Annotated in this window: 9 protein-coding genes; 7 read left to right on the forward strand and 2 right to left on the reverse strand. The window is 66.2% G+C overall.

Translation table 11 applies throughout. The annotated features are described in order from the left end of the window. Positions 1 to 33 precede the first annotated feature (33 nt). From AC1DK4_RS07370 to AC1DK4_RS07395, 6 genes are all read left to right on the forward strand, one after another. Positions 34 to 777 (forward strand): GntR family transcriptional regulator, encoded by a 744-nt coding sequence (locus tag AC1DK4_RS07370; protein WP_441612369.1) that lies wholly within the window; start codon positions 34 to 36, stop codon positions 775 to 777. Positions 778 to 924: 147 nt separating this feature from the next. Then, positions 925 to 2,331 carry a nucleobase:cation symporter-2 family protein gene (locus AC1DK4_RS07375; RefSeq protein WP_441612370.1) on the forward strand — a complete coding sequence of 469 codons (1,407 nt, stop codon included), beginning with the start codon at positions 925 to 927 and terminating at the stop codon, positions 2,329 to 2,331. A 60-nt stretch (positions 2,332 to 2,391) separates the two neighbouring features. Then, on the forward strand, positions 2,392 to 3,366 hold the full coding sequence (puuE, locus tag AC1DK4_RS07380; RefSeq protein ID WP_441612723.1) for an allantoinase PuuE: 975 nt from the start codon (positions 2,392 to 2,394) through the stop codon (positions 3,364 to 3,366). 14 nt (positions 3,367 to 3,380) lie between these two features. Further along, entirely contained in the window at positions 3,381 to 3,899 is a 519-nt protein-coding gene (gene uraD, locus AC1DK4_RS07385; RefSeq protein WP_441612371.1) for a 2-oxo-4-hydroxy-4-carboxy-5-ureidoimidazoline decarboxylase, read from the forward strand. 167 nt (positions 3,900 to 4,066) lie between these two features. Then, a complete protein-coding gene (locus tag AC1DK4_RS07390; RefSeq protein WP_441612372.1) occupies positions 4,067 to 5,152 on the forward strand; it encodes a porin in 1,086 nt (361 codons plus the stop codon). Between the two features lie 469 nt (positions 5,153 to 5,621). Then, positions 5,622 to 5,867, forward strand: a complete 246-nt coding sequence (locus tag AC1DK4_RS07395; RefSeq protein WP_441612373.1) for a hypothetical protein — start codon at positions 5,622 to 5,624, stop codon at positions 5,865 to 5,867. A gap of 138 nt (positions 5,868 to 6,005) precedes the next feature. Here the strand turns inward: AC1DK4_RS07395 and AC1DK4_RS07400 are convergent, their stop codons facing one another. Next, the gene (locus AC1DK4_RS07400; protein WP_441612374.1) at positions 6,006 to 8,327 is read right to left on the reverse strand and encodes an NADP-dependent malic enzyme; all 2,322 of its coding nucleotides are present in this window, start codon (positions 8,325 to 8,327) and stop codon (positions 6,006 to 6,008) included. Between the two features lie 242 nt (positions 8,328 to 8,569). After that, complete coding sequence (locus tag AC1DK4_RS07405) at positions 8,570 to 9,193, reverse strand: DUF4136 domain-containing protein (protein WP_441612724.1); 624 nt, start codon at positions 9,191 to 9,193, stop codon at positions 8,570 to 8,572. A gap of 328 nt (positions 9,194 to 9,521) precedes the next feature. Here AC1DK4_RS07405 and pepN point away from each other — a divergent pair, with 328 nt between their 5' ends. Beyond that, positions 9,522 to 12,221 (forward strand): aminopeptidase N, encoded by a 2,700-nt coding sequence (gene pepN / locus AC1DK4_RS07410; protein ID WP_441612375.1) that lies wholly within the window; start codon positions 9,522 to 9,524, stop codon positions 12,219 to 12,221. Positions 12,222 to 12,284: the final 63 nt, after the last annotated feature.

Consider the following 12,284-nt stretch of genomic DNA (forward strand, 5'->3'; position numbering starts at 1 on the left):
CCGCTCCCCTCCCACCAATACGCTGGTGCCAAGATGTCCAAGAGTCTCAAGCTGATTGCCGGTGTCGATGACACCGCCGCCCCGACCGAAATCAAACCCGCCCGCAAGGGGTCCGTCGAGGAGCGCATGTATCACGAGATCTATGACGCGATCATGGAGCACAGGCTGCCGCCGCGCACCAAGCTGACCGAACACTCGCTTTGCGAAATCTATGCCACCGCGCGCCATACCGTGCGCAAGGTACTGGCGCGACTGGCCGCCGACGGCATGGTCGACCTCGAACCCAACCGCGGCGCCTTTATCGCCAGCCCCTCCACCGACGAGGCGCATGACATGTTCGAGTTGCGCCAGATGCTCGAGCGGGCGGTGCTGGAAAAGCTCGCCGCGATGCGCGACGTCAAGCGCGTGATCGCGCCGCTGCGCAAGATGGTCGGGGCCGAGCGCCAGGCCTTTCTCACCAATGAGCGCCCCAAGTGGATCCGCCTGTCGGCCGAGTTCCACACCGCGCTGGCCGAGCTTTCCGGCAACGCGTTGCTGGTCACCATGATGCGCAGGCTGGTGTCGCGCACCACGCTGATGATCGCCAGCGTGGAAGCGCCGGGCAACAACGCCTGCTCGTTCGACGAGCACGAAGAGATTCTCGATGCACTGGAACAGGGCGACGCCGCTCTTGCCCAGAGCCGCATGGCGCACCATCTCGGCGCCTGCGCCGACCGCGTGCAGCCCGACGAACCGGGCAACTTCGATCTTCGCAGCGTGCTGGGCCACTCCACCTAGCACGGTGTTCCCGCTGCCTTCCAGCGGCCAAGGCCCGATTCCTGCTCATAAGAACGCGTCCTGTGACGATGCGCACGAGCCGGAACCCCGAAGAGAGCCAGCCACCGGCAGCGTTCCCATCAAATCCAAAGGAGAGGAGACACACCTATGACTAGCGCTAGCACCACGGTCCCCACGGATCTCACCAACGAGCGGTTGCCTTCGGGCCGGCTGCTCGCGCTCGGCCTGCAGCACGTACTGGTGATGTATGCCGGTACCGTTGCCGTGCCGCTGATCGTCGGCGGCGCGCTCAAGCTGCCCAAGGACCAGCTTGCCTTCCTGATCAACGCTGACCTGTTCGCCGCGGGCCTGGCCACCTTGATCCAGGCCTTCGGCTTCTGGAAGTTCGGCATCCGCATGCCGGTGATGATGGGGGTGACCTTCGCCTCGGTGGCGCCGATGATCGCCATCGGCTCCGACCCCAATGTGGGCCTGCTCGGCATCTACGGCGCGGTGATCGCGGCGGGGCTGTTCGGCATCCTGGTGGCGCCGCTGATGGGACGCATGCTCGGCCTGTTCCCGCCGGTGGTGACCGGCACGGTGATCACGCTGATCGGCGTGTCGCTGATGCGGGTGGGCATCAACTGGGCCGGCGGCGGCCAGCCCACCACGCGCGCCGTGATCGACGGCGTGGTCAAGGAAGTGCCCAACCTGGCCTATGGCGACCTCGGCGCGCTGGGCATCGCCGGGCTGGTGCTGGTGGTGATCCTGCTGCTGAGCAAGTTCGGTCGCGGGCTGGTATCCAACTGCGCGGTGCTGCTGGGCATCGTCGCCGGCACCCTGGTGGCGATGGCGCTGGGCAAGGTCTCCTTCGAGGGGGTCAACGAGGCCAGCATGATCGCGGTCATCACGCCGCTGCACTTCGGCATCCCGACCTTCGATATCGCGGCCACGCTGTCGATGTGCGTGGTGATGCTGATCACGCTGGTGGAATCCACCGGCATGTTCCTCGCGCTGGCCGACATTACCGGCAAGCGGCTCTCCAACGAGGACCTGACCCGCGGCCTGCGCGCCGACGGGCTCGGCACCGTGATCGGCGGCGTGTTCAACACCTTCCCCTACACCTCGTTCTCGCAGAACGTGGGCCTGGTCACGGTGACCGGCGTGCGCTCGCGCTATGTGGCGGCCGCCGGCGGCATCATCCTGATCGCGCTGGGCCTGTTCCCGAAGATGGCGCACATCGTGGCCTCGGTGCCGCAATTCGTGCTGGGCGGCGCCGGCATCGTGATGTTCGGCATGGTGGCGGCCACCGGCATCCGCATCCTCGGATCGTGCGATTTCAACCGCAACCGCCACAACCTGTTCATCGTCGCCATCTCGATCGGCTTTGGCATGATCCCCACGCTGTCGCCGACGCTGTTCCAGTACCTGCCCAAGTGGTCCGATCCCTTCACCCACAGCGGCATCGTGCTGGGGACCATCGTGGCGGTGGTGCTCAACGTCTTCTTCAACGGCATCCAGTCGCGTGAAGAAGCCATGCGCCATGCGGCCGCGAACTCGCACGGCACGGAATAACGCACGGAGCCAATTTCGCCGGCGGCGGCCGGCACAGTTTCCTGAAGAACCATGACCCCGATGACAAGCAACAACTATCCACGCGACCTGATCGGCTACGGCAGCCAGCCGCCTCATGCGCGCTGGCCTGGCGGCGCGCGCATTGCGCTGCAGTTCGTCCTCAACTACGAAGAGGGCGGCGAGAACAACGTGCTGCACGGCGATGCCGGCTCCGAGCAGTTTCTCTCGGAGATCATCGGCGCGGCCGCCTACCCGGACCGCCACATGAGCATGGAAGGCGTGTACGAGTACGGCTCGCGCGCCGGCGTCTGGCGCATCCTGCGCGAGTTCGAGCAGCGCGGGCTGCCGCTGACGGTGTTCGGCGTATCGATGGCGCTGCAGCGCCATCCCGAGCTGACCCGTGCCTTTGTCGAACTCGGGCACGAGATCGCCTGCCACGGCTGGCGCTGGATCCACTACCAGGGCATCGACGAGGCCACCGAGCGCGAGCATATGCGCATCGGCATGCAGATCATCAAGGAACTGACCGGCTCGCTGCCGCTGGGCTGGTACACCGGCCGCGACAGCCCCAACACGCGCCGCCTGGTGGTGGAGCACGGCGGCCTGCTCTATGACTCGGACTACTACGGCGACGACCTGCCGTTCTGGACCGAGGTGGAGGTGAGCAACGGCGAGAAAAAGCCCCACCTGGTGGTGCCCTACACGCTGGACTCCAACGACATGCGCTTCGCCACGCCGCAGGGCTTCAACACCGGCGAGCAGTTCTTCCAGTACCTCAAGGATGCGTTCGACGTGCTCTACGCCGAAGGCGACCCGCAAGGCCTGGACCGGCCGAAGATGCTGTCGGTCGGCATGCATTGCCGCCTGCTCGGCCGCCCTGGGCGCATGCGCGGGCTGCAGCGCTTTCTCGACTATGTGCAGGGCCACGACAAGGTCTGGATCTGCCGGCGCGTGGATATCGCGCGCCACTGGGCCGAGACCCACCCCCATCCGGCCAGCCACGCCGCCAGCCATTCCGCAAAGACGCACGCCTGAACCGACCCGCCAGCATGAGCCAAACCTACACCCTCGACCAACTCAACGCCCTGCCCGCCGCCACCTTCGTCCAGGTGCTCGGCGGCATCTATGAACACTCGCCATGGGTGGCCGAGGCCGCCGCGGCCCAGCGCCCGTTCGCCAATGCCGCCACGCTGGCCGACGCCATGCGGGCCATCGTGGACGGCGCCGGCGACGCCGCCCAGATCAAGCTCGTGCGTGCCCACCCGGAGCTGGCCGGCAAGGCCGCCGTGCGCGGCGAACTGACTGCCGAATCGACCCGCGAGCAAAGCGGTGCCGGCCTGGACCAGTGCTCCGCCGAGGAATTCGAGCAACTCCAGACACTCAACCGCCGCTACAACGAGAAGTTCGGCTTCCCCTTCATCCTGGCCGTGCGCGGCTACGACCGCGCCGGCATCATCGGCGAGTTCGCAAGGCGCGCGGCCAACGAGCCGGCCGCGGAGTTGCAAACATGCATCAACCAGATCCATCGCATTGCGCAGTTCCGCCTGAACGACTTAGTATCCGGCTGAGCAAAAATAGGCAGCCTGCTTATCGATGACAGGCGCCCGGGCAGCGCCCCGCAGGGGTCCGCGAGCCAGCGGATTTCCCGGCCGGCGCGCGCCCCAAGAACGAATAGAACCCGTCAGGGACCCAGTACACAAAAGCACGCAACGGATCAACCACGGAGATCTCACCAATGCAGAAACAACTCAAGCCGGCCCTCAAGCTGGCGGCAATGGCCGCGGCACTCGCCAGCGGTGCCGCCATGGCCCAGTCCAGCGTCACGCTGTACGGCCAGGCCGACATGTTCGTCGGCGGCGTCAAGAACGTAGGCGCGGCCGACCGCGCCTACGTGGCCAACTCGGGCGGCATGCAGACCTCGTACTGGGGTATCAAGGGTACCGAAGACCTCGGCAGCGGCACCAAGGCCATCTTCGACCTGAACGGCTTCTTCCGTACCGACAACGGCAAGTCCGGCCGCTTCGACGGCGACTCGATGTTCAGCCGCAACGCCTTCGTCGGCCTGCAGAACGACAAGCTGGGCACGATCAAGCTGGGCCGCAACACCACGCCCTACTTCGTCTCGACCATCCTGTTCAATCCGCTGATCGACTCCTACGTGTTCTCGCCGATGGTGTTCCACACCTACTTCGGCGCGTCCACGGCGCGCGTGAACGACCCCGGCATCATCGGCGACTCGGGCTGGAACAACTCGCTGCTGTACTCGACGCCGACCTTTGGCGGCCTGACCGCCAACGTGATCTACTCCTTCGGCGAGAAGACCGGCTCCATCGGCCAGAACAAGTGGGGCGGCAACCTGACGTACTTCAGCGGCAACCTGGCCGCCACCCTGGCCTTCCAGCAAGTGAAGTTCGACAACACGCCGGGCGACATCACCGCCTCCACCAGCCCGCTGCTGGTCGGCTTCAGCAAGCAGAACGCCGTACAGGGCGGCCTGAGCTACGACTTCCAGGTCGTGAAGGTGTTCGCGCAAGGCCAGTACATCAAGTCCGACATCAACAACAACGTCAACGGCGACATCAAGCACTACAACGGCCAGGTCGGCGTGTCGGTGCCGCTCGGCGCGGGCAACGTGCTGGCGTCCTACGCCTACGACAAGACCAAGAATTCGGTCGCGGACTTCAAGCGCAACACGCTGGCAGTCGCCTACGACTACAACCTGTCCAAGCGCACCGACGTCTACGCCGCTTATTTCTACGACAAGATCACCGACCTGTCGCACGGCGATACCTTCGGCGTGGGCTTGCGTCACAAGTTCTGACGCGCCGGCCTTGTCGACGGGAATCTGGAACCCGCCTCCATGGCGGGTTTTTTTATGCGCGCGATGCCCGCAAGGTCCACCGTCATCGCCACCTTGAACGTGCGCGGCGTGCCCTGCGGCAGATGGCCGCCCCAGCTCGAAGCCCGGCATGCCTTGTTTTGACGCAAATAATTTTGGTTTTTATTAACATTTACTAATCTGTCTAACCGGGCGCGAATATGCCTTTTGCGCCAGTTCGCGAAGTGACGTGTGCGAGGATTCGCCGCGCAGCGGCTTGCGCCCGCGCCCTTGCCAGGCAGATGGCAGGACGCCGTCGGGCCCGGAAAATTGCTGCAATGCGATAGAGGCAGCCTACCGAGCAATCAGGATCGAAAGTCGCCGTTTAATAGGCCGATTCAATTGGCGAGGCCGTCAATGCCTGCCTAGATTAAGTTTCCAGGCAACGAGACGGCAACGGACGAGGTGACTCATGCGGCGTGATGCAAAGACCCGGTCGGAGTTGATGGCCATCCTGAACCAGTTCCTAAACAACAACCCCGAGTGCGGTGAATGTGAATTGCACGCCATGCGCGTGCACCAGCCCGACCACACGGGTTGCAACTGGAGCGCTGAAGTCGATTTCCGGCGCGAATGCGATGACCAGCTATCGACGCAACTGGCAGCCGCCAAATCCATCATCGTGGTGATGCGCGAGCAGTACAACATGCTGCAGTAGGTGCGGCAGCCGCAAGGACATCCAGACATCCAGGTTTCAGCGGGCCGGCGGAACTGCATCACAAACCGGTCCAAAAAAAACGGGGCTCCCAAGGAGCCCCGTTTTTCATGCTGCGGTCCCTGACCGCGATACGCCGGTTCAGCGCGTCGCGTTCGCCTCCGCCACTGCCACCGCCGTCATATTGACGATGCGGCGCGTGGTGGCTTGCGGATTGAGGATGTGCACCGGCTTGGCCGCGCCGAGCAGGATCGGGCCAATGGTGACGCCCTGCCCGCCCGTGATCTTGAGCAGGTTGAAGGCGATATTGGCCGCATCCAGGGTCGGCATGACCAGCAGGTTGGCACTGCCGGCCAGCTTGGTGCCCGGCAGGAAGTGACGGCGCACGTCCTCGACCAGGGCGGCGTCGCCCTGCATCTCGCCTTCCACTTCCAGGTGCGGGGCCACCTGCGCCAGGATCTCCTGGGCCGCGCGCATCTTGCGCGCCGACGGACGGTTCGACGAACCGAACATCGAGTGCGACATCAGCGCCACCTTCGGATGAATGCCGAAGCGCGCGATTTCCTCGGCGGCCAGCTTGGTGATGGCAGCCAGTTCCTCGGCGGTGGGATCGTCGTTGACGAAGGTATCGGTGATGAACAGCGTGTATTTCTCCAGCATCAGCGCGTTCATTGCCGCAAATACCTTGGCGCCCGGCGCCAGGCCGATGACGTCGCGCACATGTTCCAGGTGCGCCTCGAAGCGGCCCACCGTGCCGCACAGCAGCGCGTCGGCGTCGCCCATGTGCACGAGCATGGTGCCGATCAGCGTGTTGGAGCGGCGCAGCGCCACCTTGGCCATATCGGGCGTGACGCCGTCACGGCCGCGCAGCGCATGGTATTCCTCGTGATAGGCGCGGTAGCGCGGATCGTCTTCCGGATTGATCAGCTCGAAATCCACGCCCGCCTTCAGGCGCAGGCCGGCCTTCTCGATGCGCATCTGGATCACGTGCGGGCGGCCGATCAGGATCGGGCGCGCCAGGCCTTCGTCCACCACGCCCTGCACCGCGCGCAGGACGCGCTCTTCCTCGCCCTCGGCATAGGCCACGCGCTTGGGCGCGGCCTTGGCGGCGGTAAACACCGGCTTCATGATCAGGCCGGTGTGGTAGACGTACTGGGTGAGCTGCTGGCGGTAGGCCTCCAGGTCCTTGATCGGGCGCGTGGCCACGCCGGACTCTTCGGCCGCCTTGGCCACGGCCGGCGCGATCTTCTCGATCAGGCGCTGGTCGAACGGCGTCGGGATGATGTAGTCGGGGCCGAACTTCAGCTCCTGGCCGCCGTAGGCCGCCGCCACCGCGTCGTTGAGCTCGGCCTCGGCCAGCTCGGCGATGGCCTTCACGCAGGCCAGCTTCATGGCTTCCGTGATCTTGGTGGCGCCGCAATCGAGCGCGCCGCGGAAGATGTACGGGAAGCACAACACGTTGTTGACCTGGTTCGGGTAGTCCGAACGGCCGGTGGCGATGATGCAGTCAGGCCGCGCGGCCTTGGCCACTTCCGGGCGGATTTCGGGTTCCGGGTTGGCCAGCGCCAGGATGATGGGCTTGTCGCCCATGGTCTTGACCATCTCGGCGGTCAGCACGCCGGCGGTCGAGCATCCCAGGAACACGTCGGCGCCGTTGACGATGTCGGCCAGCGTGCGGGCCGAGGTGTCTTGCGCGTAGCGGGCCTTGTTGGGCTCCATGTTGGCGTCGCGGCCGGTGTAGATCACGCCCTTCGAATCCACCACCGTGATGTTGGTGCGGGTCACGCCCAGGCTCACCATGGTATCCAGGCAGGCGATGGCCGCCGCGCCGGCGCCCGAGACCGCCAGCTTGACCTTGGCGATATCCTTGCCCACCACCTTCAGGCCGTTGAGCAACGCCGCGGCGGAGATGATGGCGGTACCGTGCTGGTCGTCGTGGAAGACGGGAATGTTCATGCGTTCGCGCAGCTTCTGCTCGATGTAGAAGCACTCGGGCGCCTTGATGTCCTCGAGGTTCACGCCGCCGATCGTCGGCTCCAGCGCGGCCACGATTTCCACGATCTTGTCCGGGTCGCGCGCGTCGAGTTCTATATCGAACACGTCGATGCCGGCGAACTTCTTGAACAGGCAGCCCTTGCCTTCCATCACCGGCTTGCCGGCCAGCGGACCGATATCGCCCATGCCGAGCACGGCGGTACCGTTGGTGACCACCGCCACCAGGTTGCCGCGCGAGGTGTACTCGGCGGCCATGGCCGGATCCTTGGCGATCTCCTCGCAGGCATAGGCCACGCCCGGCGAGTAGGCCAGCGACAGGTCGCGCTGGTTCGACAGCGCCTTGGTCGCATTTACCTGGATCTTGCCCTTGGTCGGGCTGCGGTGATATTCCAGCGCTGCCAGGCGCAGTTGCGCTTCAGGGCTGTTGGGGGCATGTTGCGGTGCATCACCGCCGGTCTTGCTGCTCATTGTGCTCGTCCGGGTAGTAGTGGCCCCACCAGGGTCTGCCGCGGCCGCTCCGGTCGTATCCGGCGCGCTTGCCGGAATCTTCCAGCGCAACTTTCAAGACAGGCTCCGGCGGCTCGGGCCGAAAATTCGAGCCGTCATTCTAGCTCAGCCAGGCCCGGCGCGAAGACCCTGCCACGCGAGGGCGCAAGGTATTCGGGGTTTTCGCCGGGCAATTCAGTTTTTACCCCAGCAGGGGCAATGCGTTACTTATCGTTCGGGTCCAGCGGCAAGGTCACGCGCTTTGGCCTGCCGTTCTCCGCGGGGAACTGCACGAAGGCGCTGCGGATCAGGTAAGGCATCGCCGCCTGCAGCGAGGTTTCCTCGCCGCGATGATGCGCCGTGACCTGGTAGACCTTCGTGCCGCTGGCGGCCTCCTTGAACATCACCCGCAGCGTGGACAGGGTCACCGGCACATCGCGGATGGTGGTGGTCGGTGGCCAGTAACCCGGGCCGCCCCAGCCCCACGGCCCCCACGGCCGGTAGTAGGGCCCCCAGTACGGGCCATAAGGGCCGGGATACCAGGGATCGGAGTAGGTCGTCTCCTGCACGCGCATCAGGCGCGAATTGGTGTCGTAGTCCATCCTGACCAGGTAGCGCGCCTGCGCGCGTGCCACCTGCTCGAAGCCGACCCCGGACAGCGCCTGCGCCAGCCATTGCTCATAGGTCTGGTCCTCGAGCTGGGCCTCCTGGCCCGGCGCGCGGTCGAAGGCATAGGTGCGCGGCGGATCGTTCTGCCAGTTGCCCTGCCGGAATGCCGTCACCTCCGTGGTGACGGTGCTGGCGCAGCCCGACAGCAGGGCCGCGCCGAGCAGCGCCGCACCCGCCATCACCCTGCTGCGCAGCAAACCCGCGCCGGCCAGCCGCGCCCACAGGGCGCCTATCCATTGCCTTGTCATGATGCCCCTCGCAAGATCATTGTTCCTCGCCTGTTTTATCCGCCTGTGACAGCGCGACTTCCGCCGCCGAGCGGCTCCGGCGCATCGGCCCGAGCCGCCGCGCCCGTGCTTGGCTACAATGGGTTCTTCAGTGCCACGCCGGCGCGCGGCCGCGGCAGCCTTCGTCCCATCCGGCCATAGCCACCTGCCGCCCTTGCCGCCCCTTTGCCCGCGTGGCGACCATGACGCCCCATTGGCCTTCAGAGGACAGGACTCTTTCATGCTGCGCACCGACACGCCCGTTACCGTCCACCGCAAAGACTATACTCCGCCGGCCTTCGCTTTTGAGCACGTCGACCTCGTGCTCGAACTCGACCCCGCGCGCACGGTGGTGACCAACACGCTTCGCTTCATGCGCCACGCACCCGGTCCGCTGGTGCTGGCCGGCGAAGAACTCGAACTGGTCGGCGTGAGCCTCGACGGCCGCCCGCTGGACAACGCCCGCCAGGAAGCCGCCAGCCTGACACTGCCCGAGTTGCCCGACCACGGCACGCTGGAGATCGTCACCGCCTGCCAGCCGGCCGCCAACACGTCGCTGTCGGGCCTCTACGTCTCGAACGGCAATTTCTTCACGCAGTGCGAGGCCGAGGGCTTCCGCAAGATCACGTATTTCCTGGATCGCCCCGACGTGATGTCCACGTTCCGCGTCACGCTGCGCGCGGAACGCGCGGCCTATCCGGTACTGCTGTCCAACGGCAACCTGGTCAGCGAGCGCGAGCTGCCCGGCGGCCGGCACGAGGCCGTATGGGAAGACCCGTTCAAGAAGCCGTCCTACCTGTTCGCGCTGGTGGCGGGCAAGCTCGAGCGCATCGAGGAACGCATCGCCTCCGCCTCCGGCAAGGAAAAGCTGCTGCAGGTCTGGGTGGAGCCGCAGGACCTGCCCAAGACGCGTCATGCGATGGACTCCCTGATCCATTCGATCCGCTGGGACGAGCGGCGCTTCGGCCTGGAGCTCGATCTCGACCGCTTCATGATCGTCGCCGTGGGCGACTTCAACATGGGCGCGATGGAGAACAAGGGCCTCAACATCTTCAACACCAAGTACGTGCTGGCCAATGCGCAAACCGCCACCGACGCCGATTTCGGCAATATCGAGTCGGTGGTCGGCCACGAATACTTCCACAACTGGACGGGCAACCGCGTGACCTGCCGCGACTGGTTCCAGCTCTCGCTCAAGGAAGGCCTGACGGTATTCCGCGACCAGGAATTCTCGGCCGACATGATGGGCTCGGAATCGGGCCGCGCGGTCAAGCGCATCGAGGACGTGCGCGTGCTGCGCCAGGTGCAGTTCCCCGAGGACGCCGGCCCCATGGCGCATCCGGTGCGGCCCGACAGCTACGAAGAGATCAACAACTTCTACACCGTCACGGTGTACGAGAAAGGTGCCGAAGTGGTACGCATGTACCAGACCCTGCTGGGCCGCGAAGGATTCCGCAAGGGCATGGACCTGTACTTCCAGCGCCATGACGGCCAGGCCGTGACCTGCGACGATTTCCGCGCCGCGATGGCCGATGCCAACGGGCGCGACCTCACCCAGTTCGGCCGCTGGTACAGCCAGGCCGGCACGCCGGTGGTGGGCGTGCGCACCGCGTGGAACGGCGACGAGGGCAGCCTGACGCTGACGCTGTCGCAGCACTGCCCAAAGGTCGGCATCGAGACCCACCCCGGCACGCCGGACAAGCTGCCCTTCCATATCCCGTTCGCGCTGGGCCTGCTCGATGCCGAAGGGCGCGATCTGCCGCTGCAACTCGAAGGCGAAAGCCAGCCCGGCGCCACCACGCGCGTGCTCGACTTCACCGAGGCCGAGCAGAGCTTGCGCTTCATCAACCTGCCGCGCGGCGATGCGCCGCCGCTGCCGTCGCTGCTGCGCGACTTCTCCGCGCCGGTCATCGTCGACGCCGACTACAGCGAGGCGCAGCTCACCTTCCTGCTCGCGCACGACAGCGACCCGTTCAACCGCTGGGAAGCCGGTCAGCGCCTCACCACCCGTGCGCTGCTGCAGCTGGTGTCGCAATCGCAGGCCGGGCGCGAGCTCAAGCTCGACCCGGCGCTGGTGGCCGCGCTGCGCACCGTGCTCAACAACCAGCAGCTCAGCCCCGCCTTCCGCGAGCAGGCACTCACCCTGCCGGCGGAAGCCTACCTGGCCGAGCGCATGGGCGTGGCCGACCCGGCCGCCATCCACCGCGCGCGCCAGTTCATGCGCGAAGCGCTGGCCCGGGAACTCAAGGCCGACTGGCTGGCCGCCTATCATGCCAACGCCACGCCGGGCGACTACAGCCCCGATGCGGTCTCCGCCGGCAAGCGCGCGCTGCGCAACCTGGCGCTGGGCTACCTGGCCGACAGCGGCGACGCCGACATGCAGGCGCTGGCCGAAGCGCAATACAAGGCGGCCGACAACATGACCGACCGTGTCGCCGCGCTGATCGCGCTGGTCAACACCTTCGCTCCCGGACGCGAGGCAGCGCTGGCCGACTTCTACCAGCGCTTCGAGCAGGACGCGCTGGTGATCGACAAATGGTTCTCGCTGCAGGCCGCGCAACGCGGCACGGTGGGGCCGAGCCTCCCGGGCCACGCCGGCAAGCACACCATCGACACCGTGCGCGCGCTGATGGAACACCCTGCCTTCAACCTGCGCAATCCCAACCGCGCGCGCTCGCTGATCTTCAGCTTCTGCGCCGCCAACCCGGCCCAGTTCCATGCCGAGGACGGCTCCGGCTATGTGTTCTGGGCCGAGCAGGTGCTGGCGCTCGACGCCATCAACCCGCAGGTGGCCTCGCGCCTGGCACGCGTCATGGACCGCTGGCAGAAATACGCCCTGCCGCTGCGCGACCGCATGCGTGCCGCGCTGGAACAGGTGGCTGGCGCCAAGGACCTGTCGCGCGACGTGCGCGAGATCGTAAGCAAGGCGCTGGCGCCCTGACAGGCACCGCGACGGGCGCCGGATCCGGCGCACCGACGGGCCGCCGGCGCGCCGCGGCCCGTC

Source organism: Cupriavidus sp. 05N38 (assembly GCF_056397345.1).